The following is a 22951-nucleotide window of genomic DNA, read 5'->3' on the forward strand; positions in this document are numbered from 1 at the left end:
GGGGCGCCAGGACCACGATCCTGCCGGAGGCGAGGGACGTCGCCGCCGTCAGGCCGGAGTCGCGCAGCGTCTCGGCCACCGAGGTACCGACCGGCCTGCTTCACGGCGTGATCCGGGTCCGGATGCCCCCGACCTCGTCGCCGGCCCGGGCAGCGGGGCAACTGGCCGACCGCTACGAGATCACCGGCCCCACCCCCATCTCTTGCCGGAACCTGCACCACCTGCGGCCGCCCCTGCCGGAGAACCAGAGCCAGAACCTGACGAAGCACTACCAGAGGGTGGCTCTCCGATCAGGCCGGGAACGCCAGAAGGGGCTCGGCCGGGTGGCCGCGCCCCTTCTCGTACCCCCGTCGGCGGGGCGCGTCAGCGGACGATCTCGGCGCGGATGCGCTCGTCCGGGGTGGCGATGTCCCAGTAGGAGGCGGTGCCGCTCGCGCCTTTGTAGACGCCGGTGCCACCGGTGATGGCCATCTCGAGCTCCGGCGCTCCCCTTTCCCAGAGGGCCTGCATGGTCAGGGAGCCCTTCTCGAGCCGGGCTGTGATCACGCATTGCGACGTCTGCTTGTCGCCTTCTATGCGGACGACCTCGCACGTACCGCCCCCGAGTCCGACGATGCGGCCGTCCCTCGACGTGGTGCCGGAGAAGGCGTTCATGTCGCCCTGGCTCGGCCCTGCCGCGCCGACGTCGACCGACTCGTACTGGAGGTTCTCGACCTTGAGTTCGAGGACCTCGACGCGCTTCTTCGGTGCCGCCGCCGTGTCGGCGGCACCGGCACTGCCGACGGCGAGGACGCCGAGGGTGGCGGCGGCCAGGGAGACGGCGACGAACCTCTTCATGGGCATGATGAATCCCCTCGCGATGGAACTTCCGTGCGGCACAGGGCACTTGAACTGCTCTGTGCGACGGTTACGACGCTATGGCGGGCGGGATCCCTACGTCCAAGACGAATATCGCTATGGCGTCATGCCACGGGAGGCATGGCGGGCACACTCGTTGTCACCGGAGCGTTGGTCTGGTGGCGAGGGATGGGGGGAGTTCTGACGCTGCGTGGGTGGTGATCGAGCCGTCGCTGCGCCTGCGGGGCGGGCTCGTGGCCGGTGGCGGGATCACGCCAGGTCCTTGAGAGCCGGGGCGCCCGACACCTCGCGCCCCGTCCTCCGCTGAATGCCGCCGGCTGCACGAGGCGCCGCCACTTCGCCGCGCCGGTGGCGCGTACGCCGAGATGCAGGCCGGGCCGGCCGCCCATGCCCGGACCGGCTCCTGCGTCGGCGAGGCACCGGCCGCAACCCCGGACGAGCCCGTGCCCGCAGCGCCGGAACACACTGGAGCGGAACCCGCGGCACCAACCGCACACCACGCCGTCCCCGTGCTCGCGGCGGCCGGCACCACGCCGCCGGTACGCGCCGAGTCCGGCGCCGCGCGCGCCCGACTGCGTCCCGGGGCGGACGACCCGTCCGGGACGAGGAACCGCTGCAACTGCGCCAGCAGCTGCGGATGGCCGCCTGCCAGTTGGTGACGTCCGTGCAGGGGCAGTGGCAGCTGAAGAAACCCGAGAACCGGTGCCTGCTGAGCACGATCCGGGCGGCCGGCCGGAGGCGGATGACCGGTACGTACTGGCTGCTGCTGCTCACCACCGAGCGGGAGGTCTTCGGCAGTCGGCGCGGCCAGCGGGCCGGCAAGTTCTATGAGGTGCTGGAGCAGATGCTGGCCAGCACCTGCCGGAGGCTCCCGGCCGGCCCGAGGAAGTCGCCCCCGCCGACTGACCGCCGGACGGCTTCGAGTGAGGAGGTTCCCCGGTCGTACATAGGGAGCGGGGACGGACGGCCGCTCCTGGCCGCTCGACGCAGCGGAACGCCGCAGGCGCCACGCTCGCTGGGCGACGGCTAGGTGCCCGGCGTCCACTTGGCCTCACGCCGGCTGAAGGTGGAACGGCGAGCCTCCGCGTATACGGGGGCACTCGTCGTGTTCGGGTGATTGGACCCGGCGTGCTGCGAGTGGGGTACCCAGTGTCCTCGATGACGGCGGCCTTGTCTGCCTTCGGGTTGCGGTTGGCCCGGGTGCCGGGCCAACCCCGTGCAGGAGGGGCCTGCCGCTCGACGATCTGAGTCACCGTCACCGAGGGACGCCGGGCAGCGGGGCGTGCTGCCGGATCGTGAGCTGGGCGGGCAAGAGCTGCATCTGCCGTTGAGCGGACCACCTGCACCGGACACGGCACTGAGCCGACACCGGCGGGGGACGCCAGCACGGCACGTCCGCCGGCGTAGGGTGTTTAACCGGTCAGGATGGGGGCTTTGGATGGTCCGTTCGGCGAGAAGCCGCGACCTACAGCAGCGGACTTTTCGCATCAATGACCTGCACAGATGCAAACGTGGCGCGGACTCACGATCCGCCGCGCTCCTCCGGGAGTGCGACAACCATCAAGCCACGGGAACCAAGACCCTACTTGAATGGCCCATGCATCGTTGAGAGCATCGGTTCATCGCCTCAGCGAGCCGTTCGGGCTACGCCGGGGGTATCTAGCGCCCGCAGGTGGCGAGGTGCCATATCAGGAAGAGCAGGGAGAACCCCTGTCGACCTAGGTGACGGAAAGTTGACGATTCTACCTTTCGAGAAGCTGACGCGAGCTACTCAGCGAAAGAAATTGCGGTCCCTTGCTTTTGACTGCCTCGAGTATCACGGTGTCATCGCGGGTGATATCAGACTGCTGCAGTTCGAGGACAACGCGGTTTATCTGGTGGAAGCAGGTGACGCGCGGTACGTCTTGCGTATGTCCGTACGTGACGGCCGGAGCCCACAGGAGCAGTGCTCCGAGTTGGAGTGGATGGAATCACTGATCGCCGAGAAGGCGATCATCGCTCCGAAGCCGGTTTATGCGAGACCGGATCGAAAGGTGTCGGTCCATGCTCGTCCGGGGTGGCCCGAGGCGGTGACGACCGCGATGTTCGAGTGGATTCCCGGAAAGGTTTCCCCCGGGTCTTTGAACGGGCGGATGGCCGAGGAACTCGGACGTGTCACCGCGAAACTTCACGAGCATGCGATGCACTATCGCCTCCCGGCTGACTTCTCCCGTCCTGAGTGGGGTCATGCGGAGATTTTCGACCACGGGGCAGCGGCGCTCAGTCCGCTGGCGCGTGAGCGGCTCAGCGCCGAGGAGCAGGCCCTGTTGGCCCAGGTGAGGGAGGCGGTGCGCGACCGGCTGCCCGAGCGTACCGCCGCTGAGTGGGGCCTGATCCACGCTGACTTGCACAGAGGGAACCTCGTGGTCACCCCGGAAGGTGACGTGGCCGTCATCGACTTCGATGACTGCGGGCTCGGGTATTACATGCTCGACGTGGCCACCGTGCTCTCGTCCTTCCTGCGGTCCTGCAAGGCCGCTGATTATCCGGAGTTCGCAGCGAGCTACAGTCGTGGATACCGTTCCGTTCGGGACTTTCCGCCTTCGGTGGGTCTGTTGAACGAATTCCTGGTCATGCGCGACACGATCATCCTGAATTTCATTCTGGGATCCGCGAACCAAGCCGTCATGGAGTGGGGACCGGTCCGTGCCAAGGGAATCCTTGGTCTCATGCGAGACTATCTGAACACCGGAAGGTATCCCGGTTATCTGAATCTTGCCCACATCTCGTAGAGCAAGGGAAGGGGAAGCACGTGAACGATCGCGGTCGGGCCGGCAGTCGAGAGTCGAGTTCTTTCGGTGGGTTGGAGATCCGATTACGGCGATTATTCTCTCCGGACACCGGAAGGAGTCTGATAATCCCGCTCGACCATGCCATCACCATGGGGCCGAGCGGAGGCCTGGAGCGGCCTCGCTCCATCATCGAGGCCGCAGTGCTCGGGAACGCCGACGCGGTGATGCTCAGGCCGGGAATGGTCGGCTGCCTCTCCGGGGTCGGGGCCGAGAAACTCGGTGTCATTCTCGCCCTGACCGGACGCCTGGCTACGGGGGTGGACCACGTACTCCTCAATTCGGTGGAATACGCTGCCTCCCAGGCGGCGGACGCCGTGTGCGGAGAGTTCAAATTCGGTTCGTCCGGTGATCTCGAGAACGCTCGCATCATCGCTCAACTCGCCGAACGTGCGCACATGATGGGAATTCCCGTCCTGGTCACGGTGTACAGCCGGCCGGAGGCTCTGGACAGACTGGGATCCGATGCTTATGCGCACGCCTGCCGGATCGCGGAGGAGATCGGAGCCGATGTCATCAAGACCTCTCTCCCCGACGATCCCGCCGTGATCGCACAGTGTGTCGAGAGCACGTCGGTGCCCATCGTTGTGGCGGGCGGACCTCCGGACACGTCGACGGACTTGGAAGAGTTCCTCCGCCGCGCGGTGAACCAAGGCATCGGCGGTGCCGCGATCGGGCGCCGTGCCTGGGCGGCGAGCAAACCCGTGGAGACCATCCGCGGCTTGGCGGCTGCCGTTCACGGGGAGCACGCCCATGTCTGAACCGGTGGATCTGCTGGTCATCGGGCTGGGCTATGTGGGGTTGCCGCTCGCCAGGGAAGCCGTCCAGGCCGGCCTGAACGTCCGGGGCTTCGACGTCAGTCCGCACGTGGTCCGCGGGCTGAACGCGGGAAAGTCCCACGTCGACGGCGTCAGCGACGAGGACATGGCACAGATGCGTGCGGCCGGTTTCGCGGCCACCTGCGACGAGAACAACTTCTGGGCGCCCCGGGTGGTCGTCGTGTGCGTGCCGACACCGCTGGACGGCGAGGGGCGGCCCGACCTGTCCATGGTGATCGAGGCCGCCGGCATGGTGGGACGCCATCTGCGTCGCGGCATGCTGGTCGTGCTGGAGTCCACGACCTTTCCCGGGACCACGGACGACATCGTTCGGCCCGTCCTGGAGGAGTCCGGGCTGTGTGCGGGTGAGGACTTCGCGCTCGCCTTCTCGCCCGAACGCATCGACCCGGGGAACGCCGAATACGGCGTACGCAACACTCCCAAGGTCGTCGGGGGATACACCCCGGGCTGCACACGGCGCGCCATGGACTTCTACGGGCGCTTCGTCGTCAAGGTCGTCGCGGCGAAGAGCACCCGGGAGGCCGAGATGGCCAAGATCCTGGAGAACACCTACCGGCAGGTCAACATCGCGTTGGTCAACGAGATGGCCATGCTCAGCCACGAGTTGGGTGTCGACGTCTGGGATGCCATCGCCTGCGCGACGACCAAGCCCTTCGGCTTCGCCGCCTTCCAGCCCGGCCCCGGCGTGGGCGGCCACTGCATACCGATCGACCCCCGCTATCTGTCCTACCAGGCGCGGGTCCTGGGCCGGCGGTCCGAACTCATCGACCTGGCCCAGGAGATCAACGACGGTATGCCGCGCTACGTCGTGGACCGCGCCGCCCGTATGCTCCGGCGCGAGGGTGCCGAGCTGGCCGGTTCCCGTGTCCTTGTCCTCGGCGTCACCTACAAGGCGGACGTCTCCGACCAGCGGGAGTCTCCCGCGGAAGATGTCGTGCGTCACCTGAGGAGTCAGGGCGCCGAGGTCTCGTACCACGACCCCTTCGTCCGGAGCTGGGCCGTCGACGGCGCGGTCGTGCCGTACGCCGGCGATCTGGACACCGCCCTGGGGGCGGTCGATCTGACGATCGTGCTGCAGTGGCACTCTCTCTACCGGGAGCATGTCGACGGCGCCAGGACGCGTCTGCTGTTCGACACCCGGGGCTGGCTCGCCAACCGCGACGTCGCGGTCCTGTAGTCGCGTTGCCCCTCCTTTCCCCCTTCGCTTGCCCTCACTTTCCTTCCTCCGCCCCCTCACTGCCCGATGGAGGACAGTTTGTCGGCATTACGATCAGTCGACGGAGAACTGAGCAACCAACTGCCCGATAGCTGGCTGGTCACGGGTGTGGCCGGTTTCATCGGCTCGCACCTGCTGGAAACACTGCTGACGGCCGACCGGCGCGTCGTGGGCCTGGACAACTTCTCCACCGGGAAGAAGGAGAACCTCGCCGACGTGGAGGCCCGGGTCGGGCCCGAGCGGTGGGCGCGCTTCCGGCTCATCGAAGGCGACCTGCGGTCCCGGCCGGACTGCGATGCAGCCGTGCGCGGGGTCGATGTCGTCCTGCACGAGGCCGCCCTGAACTCCGTACCCCGGTCGATGGCCCAGCCCGTCCAGGTGCTGGAGACCAACAGCATCGGCTCGGTCAATCTCTTCAGCGCTGCGGTCGAGGCCGGCGTACCACGCGTCGTGTACGCCAGCTCCAGCTCCGTCTACGGCGACACCTCCTCCCCGGTGCGCCGAGAAGGCGTCCTCGGCGAGCCCATGTCGCCGTACGCGGTGAGCAAGCGGGCCATGGAACACCTGGCAGCCGTCCTGCACCGCAACTCCGCCACAGCGTTGACCGGGCTGCGCTACTTCAATGTCTTCGGGCCCCGGCAGAACCCGGACGGGCCGTACTCGGCGGTCATCCCCCGCTGGATCCGTGCCCTGCTGGCCGCACAATCACCCGTGATCTACGGGGACGGCACCCAGACCCGGGACTTCACGCACGTCGACAACGTCGTTCACGCCAATCTCCTGGCAGCGGTGCGCGCGACCGGCGACCACCAGCTCTTCAACGTCGGCACCGGGCACGGCACATCCCTGAACGCCCTCTTCGAGACCCTGCGCTCCCACGTCGCGGCGGTCGCCGGCCGGCCGGAGATCGCCGCCCTGGAAGCGACCCCAGCGCCTCCGCGGGCCGGTGACGTGGCCTCCGCTCTCGCCGATCTCGATCTGGTGCGGCACGAGCTGGGCTATGAGGCGGTCGTCGGCCTCGACCAAGGGCTGCGAACAACGGTGTCCTACTTCGCCGGGACACGTAACACCCACCCCTCCCCGGAAGCGAGGTCGTAGATCGTGCGGGTCGTGATGTACTGGCACAACGGCAGGAGCCTCGGACACACCGCGGAGAGCGCCAAAGTCGCGCATGGGCTGGCCGGCAGCGGCCAGGAGTTCCATCTCTCGGGGCTGACCGGTGCCTACCGCGGACTGGACCTGTTGCCGTCCGCCATGGACGTGGTCAAACTGCCCGCCTTCACCAACTACGACAACGTGGCCGGCTGGGCAACCCGTGGACGCGCGGCCATGGCGGCCGGCCCGCTGTTTCGCATGCGTGCGGAGATGGCCGAGGTGTTCCTGCGGCACTACGAGCCCGACGTTCTTCTGGTCAACCACCTGCCCAAGGGCGCGGAGAACGAGCTGGCCCCGGCGCTGACCAGCACCCGCGGCAACGGCGGGCGCCGGATCCTCACCCTGCGCGGCGTTCTCTTCGACGCCGACAAGACCAATCGCGAATACTTCAGCGAGGAGGGCGCCCGCTGGATCGATCAGCATTTCGACGCCATCCATGTCCACACCCACCCTGACGTCTTCCGTCTCGAAGACCACTACGCCGTTCCGGGCTACCTCAAGGACCGTATCCGCTACACCGGATACCTGGTCGACGAGTTCCGGCTGAGCAAGGAAGCCGCGCGGGCGCGGCTCGGCGTCGCTCATGGGGAGCGACTGATCGTGGCCGGCATGGGCGGTGGACAGGGCGCGATGCCGCTGTGGAACGCGCTGATCGACGCGCTGACGAAGCAGGACACCGAGTTCGACCGAGTCAGGCTGGTGACCGGCCCCTACCTGGAGGCGGGAGACGCCGAGGCGCTGCGCGAACGTGCCGCGTCGCTTCCGTGGCTGGAGATCACCTCCTATGAACCGGCGATGATGGTCTGGATGGCGGCGGCCGACCTGTTCGTCGGGGCTGCCGGCGCGAACATGCTCAGCGAGATCCTCGCCGTCGGCTGCAACAGTGTCGTGATACCGCGCCAGGTGCGGGAGTCGGAACAACGCATCCATGCCCAGCTGCTCGCCGACCGCGGGCTGGTCCGCATGTGTGACCTCCCCGAGGTCCTGTCGGGCGCTGTCGCCCCGGTCCTGGCCGAAGCCCTGCGCGAACCGCTGGCTCCCGAGTCCGGAAATCTGCTGGGCGGCGCCCGGCGTTACCCGGCGCTCTTGGGCGGTGAGGAAGCGTGAGCGGACCGACCGGGGCCCGGCAGGAGCCGTCCGGCAAGGGCCTGCGGGTGTGCCTGCTGCTGCGCTACTTCACCGTCGGCGGCCTGGAACGCGTGGTGACCTCGCTGGCCAACGAACTCGTGGAGCGCGGTGTCGACGTACGCGTCGTGGCATTGGCGGTCGCCAAGCGCAACGCGCTCATGACCGAACTCGATCCGCGCGTGGAGGCCATCACCCTGTCCGGACCGCCGCTGCGGCGCCTTGCCGCGGTAGCCCGGCTGACGCGCGGCCGTGTAGTCCACCTTCACTTCGGGGACGGCCGCATCCATCCCCTGGTGAGGCTGGCGCTCAAGGGCCGGCGCACCGTCGTCTCGTACCACAGCGACTACACCCACAAGCGCAGCCGGCTCCGCAATCGCATCGACCGGTATGTCAACCGCCGCACGGATCAGATCCTCGCCGTGTCGCAGGCGGTGCGGGACTTCTGCACCTCTCAGATCGGACTGGAGCAGGAGCGGGTGGAGGTTGTTCCCAACGCCATCCGGGTGGACTGCCCGAAGCGTGCCGACAAGGGGGAGCACGGCGGGCTCGTCGTGATCAGCCTGGCCGGCCTGTACCCGCACAAGAACCAGGCGACCGTGCTGGCGGGCGTGGCGGAGGCGCGGCGGCGCGGCGTGGACGTTCAGTTGCGGGTGATCGGTGACGGGCCGCAGATGGCCCAGCTCTACCAGCAGAGCGTCGCCCTGGGCATCGCGGAGGCCGTCGAGTGGTACGGGCAGGTGTGGCGCCGCGACCTGGTGCTCCCCCTGCTGACCACGTCGCAGGTGTTCGTCTCGGCGAGCCGGTTCGAGGGCATGCCCATCTCCATCCTGGAAGCCATGGCCGCCGGCCTGCCGTTGGTCCTCTCCGACATCTCCTCTCACCGCGAGACGGCGGGGGAGGCGGGCCTCTACTTCGCGCCGGACAAGCCTGGTGAACTCGCCGCCGCGCTGGAAGGGCTGGCCGCTGACGCTCACCGGCGCAAGGAACTGGGCGAGACCAGCCTGGAACGCTCCGGGCTCTTCGATCTCGACCGGTTCACCGACCGCCACCTCCAGGTGTACCGGAGGGTGAGCGGCCGGTGAGCGGGGAGCGGGGTGTCGCCGTCGTCAACGCGTCGATCGTGCACCACGAGCGGGTCGCAACCGGCGAGTGCCTCTTCCAGCGCGACGGCGTCATCGAGTACGTGGGTCCCCACCGCCGGCCGCCGGCAGGCTGGGACGTCGTCGACGTGCGGGGCCGGCTCCTGCTGCCCGGGCTGGTCGACGTCCATGTGCACGGTGCGCGCGGCCGTACCTTCAACGAACCCGACACCCAGGCATGGACCAGTGTCACCGCCGCGCATGCCCGAGCGGGCAGCACCAGCGTGCTGGCGACACTGGCCTCGGACAGCCTGCCGGCCACGGCAGCGGCCCTGGACGCGGGCCGGCGTACGGACGGCGACAGCCGCCCGGTCGGCGCTCATCTCGAAGGCCCGTACCTGAATCCCGAGTTCGCGGGGGCGCACCCCGAGGAGGCCCTGCGCACTCCCGATGACGGGGGGTGGCAGACACTGCTGGCCGAGCCGGAATTCGTCCGCATGGTGACGCTCGCGCCCGAGCTGCCCGGGGCGGCCAAGGCCATCCGGGCGCTCACCGAGCGGAACATCGTCGTCTCGGCCGGGCACAGCGGGGCGTCGGGCGAGGTGCTCGCCACCGCGCGCTCGCACGGTCTGAGCCATGTCGCGCATCTGTGGAGCGGGCAGTCCGCGCTCTCCAAGGACGGACCGTGGCGCATCACCGGGCTCCTGGAATCGGTGCTGGCATCCGACGGACTGACCGCCGAACTGATCGCCGACGGACGGCACCTGCCGGCAGAACTGGTGCGGATCGCCTACCGCTGCCTGGGGCCCGACCGGCTGTGTCTGGTTTCGGACGCCTCGGCCGGTACGGGGCTGCCGCCGGGAACCGAGTTCTCCATGGGCGCGGCCCGAGGTGTCGTCGCCGACGGAGTGGCCCTCGACCACAGGGGCGAGGCGTTCTGCGGGAGCACCAGTTTCCTCTCCGACATCCTGCGTTTCACCGTGCTGCGGGCGGGGGTGCCGTTGCCGCACGCCACGCGCATGGCGGCAACCACACCAGCCCGGGTCGCCGGCATCGCGGAGCGGACCGGCTCCCTCGCCCCCGGCCTGGCCGCCGACCTCGTCGTCCTGGACGACGGCTTGCGGGTGCTGCGCGTCGCACGCCACGGCCGGTGGCTGGACGAGGGCGGCCGGGGGCCGGCGGACGAAGGAGAGGAAACAGGCGATGGCTGAGACCCGACCGCCGCGGTATGCGTTGAGCGGGGCCGGCAAGCGGGCCTGGAAGACGTACCTTCCTCTGTTCGGGCCTGACGCGTACGCTCCGGGCATCGGCACCCTCGTCGCGGTGGCCGACGACACCCCGGAGCAACTCGCCGCGGTGACGGCCCGGTGGAACGTCCCGGCGTTCGGCGGCGACATCCGGCCGCTGCTCGACGAAGTCCGGCCGGACGTTCTGATCGTCACGGCGCCGGACCATGTGCACGCCGAGCAGATCCAAGCCGCCCTGAGTGCCGGGGTGGATGTGTTGACGGAAAAGCCCATGACGGTGTCGGCGGCTCAGGCGGCTGCTGTGGTGGCTGCGGAGCGCCGTTCCCCCGCCTCGCTACGCGTCGCACACAACATGCGCTATCTCAACCTCCATCAGACGGTCAAACGTCTGCTGGACCAGGGGGCGATCGGGCAGCCCGTCCAGGCACATCTCGCCTACCGGCTCCGCCCCGGGCACGGACGCAGCTACTTCCTGCGCTGGCACCGCCGGGCGGCGGCGTCCGGCGGTCTGCAGATCACCAAGAGCTGCCATCACTTCGACTTGCTCAACTGGTGGCTGGGCGACCGGCCGCAGGAGGTGACCGGATGGACCCGGCGCGTCCACTACAGTCCCGACACGCCCGCCGAGGACAGGCGGATTCCGGCCGACGCGGACATCGACGACGTGCTGGCGGCAGTCATCCGCTACAGCGGCGGAGCGGTGGCTCACTACTCCCTGTCCGCCCGCTCGCCCTGGGAGGGGTACACGCTGACCGTGCTGGGCACGGAAGGCGAGCTGACCACCCGGTACGAAGTGGCGCCGCCCGACGGGACACCGCCGGCCGAGCGGTACGCCGTCGAGGTGAGCCCGCTCGGCGGAGCGCCGCACACCCACAGGATCCCCGTGGAGAGCGGCACACACTCCGGCGCCGACGCCCGAATGATCGACGCGGTGCTGCGGCACGCAACCCCGCAGCGGGCGAGTCAGGCGGCGACCGCCGTCGACGGCGCCTACGCGGTGGCCGTCGGTGAGGCACTGACCCGCTCGGCCGCAGACGGCACGGTGGTCGCCGTCGACGAACTGCTCCCAGGAGTGCGCACCTGCGCCCACGCCGGGCCGGCGTGGGCCACGACAGGAAAGGAGAGCTGAATGGATGCCGCCGGTTTACCGGTCACCCTCAACGTCGGTGAACTCGCTCCCGGGCAGTCGCGGACGTTTCGCCCGACGGATGAGGAAGCAGTCGTCGTGCTCCTCGGCGGGCGCTGCGACGTCCGCTTCGACGGCGGACCCCACTGGGAGCAGCTGGGCGAGCGCGCGGATGTGTTCAACGGCCGGGCCACCGCCCTCTACGCACCGGCCGGCAGGGGATGGCGAATGACCGCGGGGCCGGGCGGCGTACGCTTCGCCCTGGCGGCGGCCCCGGCCTCGACCCCCTACGAGCCCTACGTCGTACGGCCCGACCAGGTCCGCTCCGAACGGCGCGGCACCGGAGTCTGGAGCCGTGAGGTCCATGACATCGTCGGACCGGACCAGCCGTCGGGCAGCCTCCTCGTGGGGGAGACCTTCAGCGCCGAAGGCGTGTGGTCGAGTTATCCGCCGCACAAGCACGACGCCCACGACCCCCCGCGCGAGAGCCATCAGCAAGAAGCGTTCCATGTGCGGGTCGACCCACCCTCGGGGTTCGGGATCTTCCTCCACTATCCGTCCACCGAGGACCCTCGGCAGGCTCAGGTCGTACACGACGGGGACACCGTCACCGTCCGGGAGGGATACCACAGCTTCGTCGCCGCCGCCGGACACCGCTTCTACTATCTGTGGGCGCTGGCCGGCACCGAACGCGAGCTGCACTTCCGTACCGACCCTCGCCATACCTGGCTGCTGGACGGTGCCACGTGACCGGGACCGCCGCGCCCAGCCTGCCCAGCCGGATGCGGGCGGCTGTGTGGCGGGGCCCGGGCCGACCGCTGACCGTCGAAGAGCTGCCCACCCCCCGGGTGGAGGAGCCCGGGGACGTGGTGATCCGGGTGCGAGCGGCCATGTTCGGCGCCGCCCTCGTCCGGGCCGTCACCGTCGGGCACCCGCGCCTGTCTCCGCCGGCCGTACTGGGCACCCTGGTCGTCGGCGACGTCGTCGAGACCGGTGCCGCTGTGCAGCACCTCAAGCCCGGGCAGCGCGTCACTCTCGACCCGCACCCGCCGTGCGGACACTGCGACAACTGCCGCGACGGGCTCCAGGCCCTGTGCAGCACAAAGATCAGCATCTCGCCCGGTGCCCACGCCGAGTACGTAAGGATCCGCCCACCCGTCGCCACACACGCGAGGCCGGTCCCGCCGGGGGTGTCCGCCGGAGAGGCCCTGCTCACCGAGATCGTGGCCTGCGTGCTGGACGCCACCCACACCGCCGGCATCGGCCCCGGCCAGGACGTGCTGGTCATCGGCTGCGGGCCAGTTGGACTCATCCAGGTGCAACTGGCCCGGTTGCGGGGTGCACAGCGGGTGTTCTGCAGCGTCAACCATCCCGGCCGGCGCCACCTCGTCCATCAGGCAGGCGGCATACCCGTGGCCGCCGAGGACCTGTCCGCCGAGCACATGGCCGTCCTCACAGCCGGGCGCGGCCCGCACGTCGTGGTCGAGGCGGTCGGCAGCGCCGCGACCTACGCCAGCGCCTTCGAGGTCGTGCGGGACGGAGGAACCGTGGTGGGGTTCGGCGGCTGCCCGTCAGGCACCACCATCCCCCTCGACCTGAACGCCGTCCACTACCGCCGTATCCGCTTCGTCGGCAGCTACCACTACGCGCCCGGTGTGTTCGAGGAGGCGGCCCGCCTGCTGGAGACCGGCCAGATCGATCTGAAGTCCCTTCTCACCCACCGAATCCCGCTCGACCGCATCGCGGACGCGGTGGCGACAGCCCGCCGCCCCGACTGCCTGGTGCCGGTCGTCGAACCCTGAAAGGACCGATCCCCGCCATGCACAGCACGCGTGTACTGTTCACCGAGCCAGGACGTGCGGAACTCCGCCGCGAGGTACTGCCGGAACTCTCCGGCGACGACCTGCTCGTGCGCACCCGGGTGTCCCTGGTCAGCACAGGCACCGAACGCAACTGCTTCCTCGGCCAGTTCGAACGGCCCTCGCACTGGGCCTCCTGGGTCCGCTACCCCTTCGCACCCGGCTACAGCGCCGTCGGAGAGGTCGTCGCCACCGGCCCCACGGCCGCCCGCCACCGGCCGGGCGACCGCGTGGTGCTCCGCCGCTCGCACCAGAGCCACGCGGTGGTGTCCGAGGGCTCCGTGTACCCGGTACCGGACGAGATCAGCGATGAAGCGGCGGCATGGTTCGCGCTGTCCGCCATCGCCCAGCACGCCGTCCGGCGCACGGGCGCGCTCTTCGGCCAGCCCGTCGCGGTCGCCGGCCTCGGCCCGCTGGGCCAGCTCGTCCTGCAGTACGCGGCCGTCGCCGGCGCCAGTGAACTCTTCGCCGTAGCCCGCGGCGAAGCACGGCTGAGCGCCGCGGCGCAGCATGGTGCCACCACCGTACTGGCAGGCGGAATCGCCACACACATCCCCACGATCACCAACCTCACGGGTGACGAAGGGGTCGGCGTCGCTTACGACGTGACCGGTGCCCCCGACGCTCTGGCCGGCTTGGCCGGGCTCACCCGCGAGACCGGCACGCTCGTCCTCGTCGGTGACACCGCCTGGCCGGGACAGCAGTTGTTCGGCGGCGCGGTGCTGCGCCGGGCCCAGACGGTCATCGGTGTCCACGACAGTGACATCCCTCGCGCCCCGGTCGGACGCCACCTGCGCGGAACCTTCGCGGAGAACGTGAAGCTGTTCTTCCACCTGCTCTCGCACGAGCGCATGAGGGTGGAGGACCTGGTCACCCACACCTTCGCCGCGGACGAGGCCGAGGCCGCCTACAAGCTCATCGCCGCCCCGGACAACGACGCCATCGGCGTCCTGCTGGACTGGCGCAAGCTCGACCTCTGAATCCCCGCCCTCACCCTCACACCCACTTCCCTCCCGGCCCTTGTCCAGGGGAGAAAGGAAGAACCGATCATGACTGTACGTGTTGGCTTCGTCGGTGTCGGCTACATCGCCAAGGAGCACCTCAAACGAGTACTGACCGATCCCGAGGCGAGGGTCGTGGCGCTGTGCGACACCGAGCCGAGCGCCGCGGAGGCCACCCGCGCGAGCGTGCTGGACAAGCTCAAGGGAACGGCGCGGGACGACCTCCTGGCATCCTTCGCCCAGGCCCCGGTCCACACGAACCCCGTCCGCATGTTCCAGCAGGAGAGCCTGGACGCGGTGTTCCTGTGCTTACCGCCCTTCGCCCACGGTGACGTGGAGTTCGCGGCCATCGAGGCCGGCATTCCCTTCCTGGTGGAAAAGCCCGTGGCCCTCGACCTGCCACTGGCCCAGAAGATCTCGAGCGCGCTGCACGCCAGGGGACTGATCGGGGCCGCCGGCTATCAGAGCAGGTACTCGCGGATCGTCCCGTTCGTCCGTGAGACCCTGGGAGACCGGACGATCGCCATGACCCTCGCCCACCGCTTCACCAAGCTGCCGCCCCGGGAGTGGTATCGGCATCAGAGCCGCTCCGGCGGACAGGTCGTGGAGATGGCCACCCACCAGGTCGACCTGCTGAGGCATGTGGTGTCCGAGATCTCCACCGTGTACGTCTCCGGTGGCCGCCGCATCGCCACCCATGACCCGTCGGAGATCTTCGATGTCTCCGTGGCCAGCCTCACATACGACAACGGCGCAGTCGGCAGCCTGGTGACCAACATGGTGTCCGGCCACGGCAATCCCGCTTACGCCCGCGGGATTCACGTCATCGCCGACGGGCTGACCCTCTCCGTACTCGGGCATGAGGGCGAGTCGCGCACCATCGAGGTGGTGACCGCCGAGGGCCGGCAGGAACACACCTTCGACGATGACTCGATGGCCGCGCAGGACCGGGCCTTTGTCCGCGCCGTCCGGGACGGACGCCCGGAACTGGTGCTCGCGCCCTACGAGGAGGCGGTGCGCACCCTTGCGGTCACCCTCGCGCACCAGCAGTCCGCCGAGACCGGCCGGCCCGTGCAGGTGAGCACGCTGCTGGGCCACACCGCCTGACCCCCGTCATGCCCACCACACCGGAAGGACTCCGCATGCTGCTGGGAGCCGGCACGGACACCATCACCGACGACTACACCCTGGAACAGAAGTTCGCCGAATTCCGGCGCCTGAACCTCGACTTCGTCGAAGTCCCCCTGCGCAGCACCGACGCCACCGCCCAGGCTGAGACGTTCCGCACGCTGGCTGCGGCGCACGGACTCCCCATCGCCTCCGCCGTGATCGCGGAATTCGTACGACTGCCCGACATGCCCGAAGCCGAGCGCGCCGACGCCGTGCGCAGGATCGCCGACACAGCCCTGACCGCCGTGGACCTGGGCTGCGACCTGGTGCTGATCCCCGTACGGGTCAAGCCGGAGGAACCCGAGCGCGCCGAGAGCTACGCCGAGGGGTACGCCGAACTGCTGACGGCGACGAAACAGCACGGCACCGTGATCGCGGCGGAATTCGTCGGCGGCGCACGGCCGGCCGACGCAGCGAACCTGGTCAGGGTCGTGGACGACCCCAGGGCGCGGCTGTTCTTCGACGTCGGGAACTGCCTCTACGCGGGTGCGGATCCCGTGTCCGATCTGCGGACCCTGCTGCCTCTCGTCGCGCAGGTCCACCTCAAGGGGGGCCCGGACACCCCGCTCGCCGCGATGCCGTTGCGCGAGCTGCACGAGGTGGTGCGCTCGGGAGGCTTCCAGGGGCGCTGTGCCCTGGAGATCGAGTCGCCCAAGGGCCGCCAAAGCCTGCGGGACGCGGTGTCCGTACTGCGCATGTACGGCCTCTGGACGCCCGCGCACGAGGGGAACACCACGCATGCCGGGTAAGGCCCAGGTCTTCCTCACCTTCGACGTGGAGGACCCCGTCACCCCTGCCAGCGACGACGCAGTGGTGTGGCTGGCCGAACTCCTGCGGGACAAGGGCGTGAGCGCGGCCTTCTTCATCACCGGCGACAAGGCCCGTGCCCTGGTGCGACGACAGCGGCTGGACGTCTTCGAGGCGCTGCGCAGCCATGACATCGGCTACCACACCAACCACCATTCGACCCATCCGACCATCGCCGAATACCTGGAACCGTGCGGCTGGGCGGACGGCGTCGCCGAGGTCGCGCGCCGCGAACGCTCAGGAGCGGACCTGATCCGGGACCTGTCCGGCAGGCAGCTGTGCGGCTTCGCCACCGCCGGCACTTCCTGGGGACCGCAGGTACCCGGCGCGCTCGCCGAGCTGGACATCCCCGCCCACGTCCATTCGTTCAGCAGGACCGGTGGCGGCCACAATCCGCACTGGTACGCGGGGGCCCTGTGTTTCGCCCGCTCCGAAGCGACAGGGCCCGTGGAGGACGACCTCCAGGACCCGGCCCGCTTCACCGACCTGATCGGCCGGCTGCCGCAGACCATCCGGCGCGCGGCGCAGTCCGAGGACCGCATCCTGCACCTCTATATCGGCCATCCCACCATGTTCGTGAATCAGGAGTTCTGGGACGGCCTGAACTACGCGTCCGGACGCAATCCCGACCCGGGCTCGGCCCTTGTCGCCCCACCACCACGGCCAAGCGCCGACACCCGAACCATGCTGGACCGACTGGCTCGATTCATCGACGCTGTTCGAGCCTCCCCGGAGGCGGAGTTCGTCGCCTTCAGCGATCTCGTGGCCGCCCGGCGGATCACGCCTGTCTTCTCCGAAGGCTGGTTCGCCACAGCGCTGGCGGAAGCCGCGGGACCGAACATCGGCACGACGTCGCGCTTGGTCTCCCCAGCGCAGTTGCTGCACGCCCTCTGCCGCGGAATTCAGGGCGAGGACATCGACCGCGCAGGACCGGGAGGTGAGGTCCTGGGGCCGGTGGAGCGGCCGCGATCCGCGGAACAGCCGGGCCACCCCGTCCGGCTGGACGACAAGCAGCTGCGCGAAGTGGCCGACTCCGTCTGCCGGACTGTGGCCGCCACCGGCGCGCTGCCGGCACTGGCCCGGACCGACGGCATCGCGGTGCCCGCGGCCACGTTGTACTCCTCACTGCTCGATCTCGTCGCACGGGACCCTGCTGAGGGGTTGCGCTCCCTGCCGGGCACGGTGCCGCTCTCGACACGAGCCGAACTCCCGCCGGTCGCGGACGAGATCAGTGAACACTACAACCGAAGGGTGCGGCGCTGGATGCACCGACCGGACCTGGACGTGACGGAACTGACCCGTCTCACCCGCGCCCAGACCTGGTCGCTGCGGGCTGCGGCAGCCGCCTGAACCGCTCCCGACCTCTCCTCCAACGCTCCGGCGAATGAAGAAAGTGACCACGAGATGGCCCTCGGGAAGCCCTCGACCCGACCTCCGGATGTTCCCCCGCCGCTGAACCTGTGGCGGGTGCGCGATTTCCTGATCATCTGGTGGGCACAGGTCACCTCGCGCATCGGGACACAGATCTCCCAGTTCGTGCTCCCGCTCCTGGTGCTCAGCGCCACCGGCTCGGCGAGCACCGCCGGCATGATTGCGGCACTGGAGCAGGTGCCGTACGTCCTCTTGGCCATCCCGGCCGGAGCGTTGGTCGAGAGATGGAACAAGCAAGTCGTCATGGCCATCGGCAACTTCGCCCGCGCCGTCCTCTTCGGGCTACTGGCCGGCTACCTACTCGGGGGCGGGACCGACGTCCTGTTCATCGCCGTCACCGTGCTGAGCTCTGGGGTCGTCTACACCTTCTTCGACCAGGCCAGCGGCACCGTGTTCCCCCGCATCCTCCCCGCGCACGAACTCGCCAGGGCATCCGGCTGGGTGGAGGGAACGACAGCGATGACCGAGGTGCTGGGACCGGCCCTTGGCGGAGCACTGATCGGCCTCGGCGCCAACACCATGGAGGGAGCCGGTTACGCCTTCGGAGCCGACGCGATCACCTACGTCATCGCCGGCATCGGCGTCCTGTGTCTGCGCACTTCCCTGCGGCCGGTAGCCGTCCAAGAGCGCCACGAACCCCTGTGGGCATCCATCCGGGAAGGGATCAGCTATCTCCTCAGCCATAGGGAACTCCGGCGACTGGCGCTGGCGAACTTCGTCAACATCGCCGCACTGGGCACGGTATGGCTCAGCTTCATGACCCTGATGAGGACCGAGTTCCACATCGACTCCTCCCGGACGGGCCTGCTGCTCTCCCTGGGGGCGTTGAGTGGCGTTCTCGGCAGCTTCTGCAGCGGAACTCTGCACCGGCGTCTCGGCGCGTACGGAGTGATGCTCTTTACGGGGCTGGGATGGTCGGCCGGCGAACTGATCATGGCACTCGCACCGGCGCCATGGGCCGCCGTGTTGGGCCTGGCCCTTGCTCTCTGGGTCGCACCGCCCTACTTCTCGACTCTCTACGCCCACCGCATGTCGATCATCCCTCAGCCCATGCACACCAGAATCAACAGCATCTACCGGCTCCTCGCCCAGGCAGGTCTGCCCCTGGGACTCGCCAGCGGAGGCGCGCTTCTCGAGTCACTTGGCTCACGTGGGTTCCTGGCCCTGGCCGCTGCCGTCTTCTTGGCCGCAGCGATCACTGTGCACCTGCGAGTCCACAGGGAAAAGAGCCAATGAGCTGCGATGCGTTGCGATCGGCTTCATGGAAGAACACGGCCGGGCCGTACGGGAAGAGGCACCCACCTCGTACGACAGCCCGCGGTGATCACCGGCGTCATCAGCGAAGCAATCCCCACCCTGGGGGCGCGGCGACATCGGAGGTCGTCAAGGGGGGCCGCTGATGTCCGCGTCTTTGCCGCCCCGCAAGACCCGGGCCGGTCACGGTCCGGGCCTTCGGCGTCCTCGTCGGACGTGAAACCCCGGCGCGTGGCGGATTTCGCAGGACTCTGGGATGCCACACCAAGGAGTTGGCGCGAAATGCCAACGCTTTCGGCCGCCGTGGTGGGCATGATGCGTCCAGCCTCTCAGCAAGGCGGACGACGGGGAAGGGACAATTGACGTGACGGACAAGGCGACACAGCGTGTTTCCAGAACGGGTCTGCGCAAGAAGGCCGCGGTGCTCGCCGTGACAGCGGGGCTCTTCGGCGGGCTCGCGCTCTCCAACACACCCGCCTCCGCGAGCGCCGGCCAGGGGGTCATCGCGGGCGTCGACATTCCGTGGGACGACTGGGGCGACGAGGGTCCGATCTCCGCCACGGACTACGCCACCAGCAACGTGACCGCGATGTGGCAGCAGATCCTGTGGGCGGACGGACTCCTGTCCTGGTCCGACATCGACTGCCAGTTCGGGCCCACCACCACGGCCGCCACAAAGAACTGGCAGACCAAGTACCAGGTACCGGGCGGCGCGGACGGAATCGTGGGCCAGAACACGCTGAACCGCGCCGCACTGCACCTGAGCGGGGCGGCGGGCACGAACAACCGCATCATCTACAACGGCCGTTACGACAACCGCAAGATCACCATGACCCGGCAGGACGACGGACGCTGGGGCATGTGGATCAGCAGCGATCTGCGGCCGCTGTGGTACAACAACGCCACCTTCACTGTGTGTCCCTGATCCGGGAACGTCCGATCGAGGCAGCTGTCAGGGCACGGCCGACGCGGAGACAGGGCCTGGCCGGGGCCAGACTGGTGACGGCGAGCATCAGCACCCCGGGCGGGCTGGGGTAGCTAGGGCATGTGGGTGACACCCGGGACGACCTGTCACCGGGGGTCGTTACGGACGCCGGTAGGCCAGCCTCGCCCGGTGCGCTCTGACGTTGACCTGGACTGTCTGCCACTTTGGATGGTGGGCGCGGAGCGATCAGGTGAAGCGGACGAAGCCGGCGATGCGCGGGCTGAACGTCAGCTCGCACTGCTCACCGAGCGCCGAACGTACGCCCGCTGCCACATCGGCGTCCGGCTCACCGAACACCTCGAAGCGCTCCACCCGACAGTGCTTCATCACTTCTTGGATGTACGGGTCCGCCAGCTTCCAGTGGATTCGGACCGCTTCGGAGTTCCGGTAGAGCTGGAAGCTGTGGGCGAGCATCCGCTCTTCGTCCACGAAGGTCTCCACCATCAGCTGCGGCCCGTGCTGCTCTGCGAACGCCACTGCCCTGGCGATGGCGTCGCGAAAGCCCTCCAGATGACCGTCGTTGATGCGCATGGTGTTCCGGAAGAGGAGAATGGTCGATGCCTGAGTGGTCATGACTCGACCCTCGCCCCTCAACCGTGGTTGAGGTCAAGCCTGATGCCGCCGACTTCAACGATCCGGTCCGTCCCTGACCGACGGCCATGGGCCGCCGCGACCACAGCGACTCGGAGGACCTGGCGCCGTGGCCGGGTCCTCCGAGGACCGGAGTCTCAGCCGGCGAGGTCCGGCTTGCCGAACAAGGCGGCGTAGCTGGAGGGGAGCTGGCTGATGAGCTGGTTCAGCTCGCCGCCGCTGACCGTGTCCGCGACGGTGGTCAGGACGGCGCTGGCGTCCCGTTCAGCGGTGCGTGGCCGCTCTCCGACACGCTCGGCGACCCGACGGTGGAATTCCTCGATCCCGAAGATCTCGGGCTGCTGCTGTTTCGCTCCGGTCAGCATCTCTCCCAGCGCGCCGGGCAGCTGGGCAGCGAGATCATCGACCTCTCCCGGAGTGATCCGCTGCGCCAGCACCCCTAGGACGGCTTCGGTGATCGTGGCGGCTTGGTCCTGGTCGGTGTATTCGCCGCGCTCGCGGACGCGGGCGAGGAACTCGTCGTACCTCATGGTCACCTCCAACGTACGTGCCTCTTGCCGGCAACCGGCCCTCTGATGCTGCCCCTGGTCCAGTACCCAGCAGCCCGGCGCACGTGCAGCTGACGGCAGCGAGCGCAGGGGCGGAGGCCGGGATGCCGGGAGCGCAGCGCCTCCTGGACGTTCATGACGACCCCGGAGACCGGCTGGTGAACCGCCTGACGCGGTGGTTCGGGCCTCTGGATGTCATGCGTGGCCCGTACGCCAAAAAAATGGGGGCCGACCCCGGCTGCCCGGGGTCGGGCCCCTGCTCACCCGGAGGGATCAAGTCCATGTCGCCACCCAGGCTGACCAGTTCCTGCAACCCCTCAGAGGCGGGATGGAACACGTTCAGTGGCCGAGGACGAGACCCAGCAGGGCGCCGGTGGGATTGGCGCCGATGTCGGACCCGATGAAGCCGATGGCTCCGGCGCCCGTGATCTTTCCGCCGGTGGCTTTCAGGGCCTGCACGCCTCCGTCGAAGGCGTTCTCGCCGTGCACGCCGACGCCGAGGTCGTCCTGGCCGTTGTTGTCGAAGTCCAGAAGGGTGACCGACCTCCCCATGTAGTCGTTCTTCTCCGGGGTGCCGACGGTCTCCTTCTGCGAGAACGACTGGGAACCGGTCCCGGAGAGGCCGGTCGGGGCGCCGTAGAGGACGGTGGCCATGCCCGCACCATCCGCCCCGTCGATCGACTCGCCGGAGACTCCCACCGCCACGTCGGCGATGCCGTCGTTGTTGATGTCTCCGGTCGCCACACTGGACCCGAAGAGATCGAGTTCCTCAGGCGCTCCGGCGACACCGGGCGTGGCCTGGGTGATGGTGGTGGTGCGGGAGGCGGAGATACCGTCGGTGCCGCCGTAGTAGGCCACCACCTGCCCGGCCGCGCTGATTCCGTTCACCTTCTCGTAGAGGTCGCCGAGGATCACGTCGGACCGCCCGTCGCCGTTGACGTCACCCGACGCGAGCAGGGCCTGGCCGCTCCAGGCACCCGAGTCGACGGTGGAGACAGGGGACGAAGCGAGCCCGCCGCTGCCTCCTCGAAAGACTCGGACGTCGTTGGAGGACGTCTCGGCGTAGTCGTTGGTGACGGTCGCCAGGTCCGTGTAGCCGTCGCCGTCGACGTCGCCCGTGGCGATGTCCATGAACCGATCCTGGGGCACCTTCACCGTCGGGCCCGCCACCGCCGTGCGCTGGGCGGTGAAGGAGTACGTGAAGTAGGAACGCTTCCCCTCCGAGCCGACCACCAGCTCCGTACGCCCGTCGCGGTTGAAGTCGCCCGCGGCCAGACATTCCCCGAACTGGTCATTCTCAGCTTGCTGCCCCGAGGGGACGTTCAACCCGACGGCCTGGCCGGACAGTCCCGAAGCGCTGCCGAAGATCACGGCCACGAGCCCGGCGTCGACGACGTCGAGCTTCTCGTACGGGGCACCCACGGCCAGATCCGCGTAGCCGTCATTGTCGAAGTCGGCCGAGGTCAACGCCCAGCCGAACCAGTCACCCGTCTCCGGTGCACCGGGAACGCCCGGGCTGTCCTGCGTCAGGATCTGCCGTCTGGCGGTGTCCGGTCCGGATGCCGAGCCGTAGACGACCGCTGTGTACCCGGCGCCTTTCACCGCCCCGACCGCACCCGAGGGCCCGCCGGCCGCGAGGTCGCGGTAGCCGTCACCGTTGAAGTCGTACGGCATCGCCGGCCGCACCGTCGCCGCACCGGACCCAGCCGGGGAGCCGGCACCGAAGGACAGAGGTGCGGAGGTGAGGACGGTGCCCGTGAGGGCCGCGAGGAGTGCCGATGAGGTGGTGAGACGTCTGAGAAATGTCATGGGCCCGCAGTCTGAGCGCG

21 protein-coding genes are annotated in these 22951 nt (G+C 69.0%); 17 read left to right on the forward strand and 4 right to left on the reverse strand.

Features of this window, described 5'->3' with window-relative positions:
* Window positions 1–363: 363 nt before the first annotated feature.
* Window positions 364–843 carry an allene oxide cyclase barrel-like domain-containing protein gene (locus CCN44_RS19440; protein ID WP_059247770.1) on the reverse strand — a complete coding sequence of 160 codons (480 nt, stop codon included), beginning with the start codon at window positions 841–843 and terminating at the stop codon, window positions 364–366.
* A 652-nt stretch (window positions 844–1495) separates the two neighbouring features.
* On the opposite strand from CCN44_RS19440, the gene CCN44_RS19445 reads away from it, so the two are divergent.
* The 17 genes from CCN44_RS19445 (at window position 1496) to CCN44_RS19525 (ending at window position 19923) form a co-directional block, all read left to right on the forward strand.
* Complete coding sequence (locus tag CCN44_RS19445) at window positions 1496–1888, forward strand: hypothetical protein (protein WP_086698400.1); 393 nt, start codon at window positions 1496–1498, stop codon at window positions 1886–1888.
* A 703-nt stretch (window positions 1889–2591) separates the two neighbouring features.
* On the forward strand, window positions 2592–3629 hold the full coding sequence (locus tag CCN44_RS19450) for a phosphotransferase enzyme family protein (protein ID WP_158103120.1): 1038 nt from the start codon (window positions 2592–2594) through the stop codon (window positions 3627–3629).
* Between the two features lie 20 nt (window positions 3630–3649).
* Window positions 3650–4447 (forward strand): class I fructose-bisphosphate aldolase, encoded by a 798-nt coding sequence (locus CCN44_RS19455; protein WP_143649854.1) that lies wholly within the window; start codon window positions 3650–3652, stop codon window positions 4445–4447.
* A complete protein-coding gene (locus tag CCN44_RS19460) occupies window positions 4440–5702 on the forward strand; it encodes a nucleotide sugar dehydrogenase (protein ID WP_086698403.1) in 1263 nt (420 codons plus the stop codon). The genes CCN44_RS19455 and CCN44_RS19460 overlap by 8 nt, the downstream gene beginning before the upstream one ends.
* 66 nt (window positions 5703–5768) lie before the next feature.
* Window positions 5769–6839 (forward strand): NAD-dependent epimerase/dehydratase family protein, encoded by a 1071-nt coding sequence (locus CCN44_RS19465; RefSeq protein ID WP_079080868.1) that lies wholly within the window; start codon window positions 5769–5771, stop codon window positions 6837–6839.
* A gap of 3 nt (window positions 6840–6842) precedes the next feature.
* Entirely contained in the window at window positions 6843–8003 is a 1161-nt protein-coding gene (locus CCN44_RS19470; protein WP_086698404.1) for a glycosyltransferase family protein, read from the forward strand.
* Window positions 8000–9106, forward strand: a complete 1107-nt coding sequence (locus tag CCN44_RS19475; RefSeq protein WP_086698405.1) for a glycosyltransferase family 4 protein — start codon at window positions 8000–8002, stop codon at window positions 9104–9106. The genes CCN44_RS19470 and CCN44_RS19475 overlap by 4 nt, the downstream gene beginning before the upstream one ends.
* On the forward strand, window positions 9103–10314 hold the full coding sequence (locus tag CCN44_RS19480; protein ID WP_086698406.1) for an N-acetylglucosamine-6-phosphate deacetylase: 1212 nt from the start codon (window positions 9103–9105) through the stop codon (window positions 10312–10314). The genes CCN44_RS19475 and CCN44_RS19480 overlap by 4 nt, the downstream gene beginning before the upstream one ends.
* Window positions 10307–11479, forward strand: coding sequence for a Gfo/Idh/MocA family protein (locus CCN44_RS19485; RefSeq protein ID WP_059247763.1), 1173 nt, complete (start codon window positions 10307–10309; stop codon window positions 11477–11479). Before CCN44_RS19480 ends, CCN44_RS19485 begins: the two co-directional genes overlap by 8 nt.
* Window positions 11480–12226, forward strand: a complete 747-nt coding sequence (locus CCN44_RS19490; RefSeq protein ID WP_079080867.1) for a 5-deoxy-glucuronate isomerase — start codon at window positions 11480–11482, stop codon at window positions 12224–12226. It abuts the gene before it with no gap.
* On the forward strand, window positions 12223–13278 hold the full coding sequence (locus CCN44_RS19495; RefSeq protein ID WP_086698407.1) for a zinc-dependent alcohol dehydrogenase: 1056 nt from the start codon (window positions 12223–12225) through the stop codon (window positions 13276–13278). Before CCN44_RS19490 ends, CCN44_RS19495 begins: the two co-directional genes overlap by 4 nt.
* 17 nt (window positions 13279–13295) lie before the next feature.
* Window positions 13296–14315 (forward strand): zinc-dependent alcohol dehydrogenase, encoded by a 1020-nt coding sequence (locus CCN44_RS19500; RefSeq protein ID WP_086698408.1) that lies wholly within the window; start codon window positions 13296–13298, stop codon window positions 14313–14315.
* Between the two features lie 69 nt (window positions 14316–14384).
* A complete protein-coding gene (locus CCN44_RS19505; RefSeq protein WP_086698409.1) occupies window positions 14385–15443 on the forward strand; it encodes a Gfo/Idh/MocA family protein in 1059 nt (352 codons plus the stop codon).
* A 35-nt stretch (window positions 15444–15478) separates the two neighbouring features.
* Window positions 15479–16255, forward strand: coding sequence for a sugar phosphate isomerase/epimerase family protein (locus CCN44_RS19510; RefSeq protein WP_158103121.1), 777 nt, complete (start codon window positions 15479–15481; stop codon window positions 16253–16255).
* Window positions 16245–17663, forward strand: coding sequence for a polysaccharide deacetylase family protein (locus CCN44_RS19515; protein ID WP_059247757.1), 1419 nt, complete (start codon window positions 16245–16247; stop codon window positions 17661–17663). Before CCN44_RS19510 ends, CCN44_RS19515 begins: the two co-directional genes overlap by 11 nt.
* 117 nt (window positions 17664–17780) lie before the next feature.
* The gene (locus CCN44_RS19520; protein WP_158103122.1) at window positions 17781–18980 is read left to right on the forward strand and encodes an MFS transporter; all 1200 of its coding nucleotides are present in this window, start codon (window positions 17781–17783) and stop codon (window positions 18978–18980) included.
* Window positions 18981–19362: 382 nt separating this feature from the next.
* The gene (locus tag CCN44_RS19525) at window positions 19363–19923 is read left to right on the forward strand and encodes a peptidoglycan-binding domain-containing protein (protein ID WP_086698412.1); all 561 of its coding nucleotides are present in this window, start codon (window positions 19363–19365) and stop codon (window positions 19921–19923) included.
* A gap of 246 nt (window positions 19924–20169) precedes the next feature.
* Here CCN44_RS19525 and CCN44_RS19530 read toward each other — a convergent pair whose 3' ends face one another.
* The 3 genes from CCN44_RS19530 to CCN44_RS19540 all read right to left on the reverse strand — a co-directional run bounded on the left by CCN44_RS19530 (window position 20170) and on the right by CCN44_RS19540 (window position 22931).
* The gene (locus tag CCN44_RS19530) at window positions 20170–20556 is read right to left on the reverse strand and encodes a hypothetical protein (protein ID WP_059247754.1); all 387 of its coding nucleotides are present in this window, start codon (window positions 20554–20556) and stop codon (window positions 20170–20172) included.
* Between the two features lie 155 nt (window positions 20557–20711).
* Window positions 20712–21104 carry a DUF2267 domain-containing protein gene (locus tag CCN44_RS19535; RefSeq protein ID WP_059247753.1) on the reverse strand — a complete coding sequence of 131 codons (393 nt, stop codon included), beginning with the start codon at window positions 21102–21104 and terminating at the stop codon, window positions 20712–20714.
* Between the two features lie 357 nt (window positions 21105–21461).
* Window positions 21462–22931: an FG-GAP-like repeat-containing protein gene (locus tag CCN44_RS19540; RefSeq protein WP_086698413.1), complete on the reverse strand. Its 1470-nt coding sequence runs from the start codon at window positions 22929–22931 to the stop codon at window positions 21462–21464.
* Window positions 22932–22951 lie beyond the last annotated feature (20 nt).

Source organism: Streptomyces tricolor (assembly GCF_002155905.1).
GTDB lineage: Bacteria > Actinomycetota > Actinomycetes > Streptomycetales > Streptomycetaceae > Streptomyces > Streptomyces tricolor.

Excerpts from the sequence above, each read along its gene's own strand:
- CCN44_RS19440 (WP_059247770.1), bottom strand. The coding sequence starts at position 843 with ATGCCCATGAAGAGGTTCGTCGCCGTCTCCCTGGCCGCCGCCACCCTC.
- CCN44_RS19445 (WP_086698400.1), top strand. The coding sequence starts at position 1,496 with ATGGCCGCCTGCCAGTTGGTGACGTCCGTGCAGGGGCAGTGGCAGCTG.
- CCN44_RS19460 (WP_086698403.1), top strand. The coding sequence starts at position 4,440 with ATGTCTGAACCGGTGGATCTGCTGGTCATCGGGCTGGGCTATGTGGGG.
- CCN44_RS19465 (WP_079080868.1), top strand. The coding sequence starts at position 5,769 with ATGGAGGACAGTTTGTCGGCATTACGATCAGTCGACGGAGAACTGAGC.
- CCN44_RS19485 (WP_059247763.1), top strand. The coding sequence starts at position 10,307 with ATGGCTGAGACCCGACCGCCGCGGTATGCGTTGAGCGGGGCCGGCAAG.
- CCN44_RS19490 (WP_079080867.1), top strand. The coding sequence starts at position 11,480 with ATGGATGCCGCCGGTTTACCGGTCACCCTCAACGTCGGTGAACTCGCT.
- CCN44_RS19500 (WP_086698408.1), top strand. The coding sequence starts at position 13,296 with ATGCACAGCACGCGTGTACTGTTCACCGAGCCAGGACGTGCGGAACTC.
- CCN44_RS19505 (WP_086698409.1), top strand. The coding sequence starts at position 14,385 with ATGACTGTACGTGTTGGCTTCGTCGGTGTCGGCTACATCGCCAAGGAG.
- CCN44_RS19510 (WP_158103121.1), top strand. The coding sequence starts at position 15,479 with ATGCTGCTGGGAGCCGGCACGGACACCATCACCGACGACTACACCCTG.
- CCN44_RS19515 (WP_059247757.1), top strand. The coding sequence starts at position 16,245 with ATGCCGGGTAAGGCCCAGGTCTTCCTCACCTTCGACGTGGAGGACCCC.
- CCN44_RS19530 (WP_059247754.1), bottom strand. The coding sequence starts at position 20,556 with ATGACCACTCAGGCATCGACCATTCTCCTCTTCCGGAACACCATGCGC.
- CCN44_RS19535 (WP_059247753.1), bottom strand. The coding sequence starts at position 21,104 with ATGAGGTACGACGAGTTCCTCGCCCGCGTCCGCGAGCGCGGCGAATAC.
- CCN44_RS19540 (WP_086698413.1), bottom strand. The coding sequence starts at position 22,931 with ATGACATTTCTCAGACGTCTCACCACCTCATCGGCACTCCTCGCGGCC.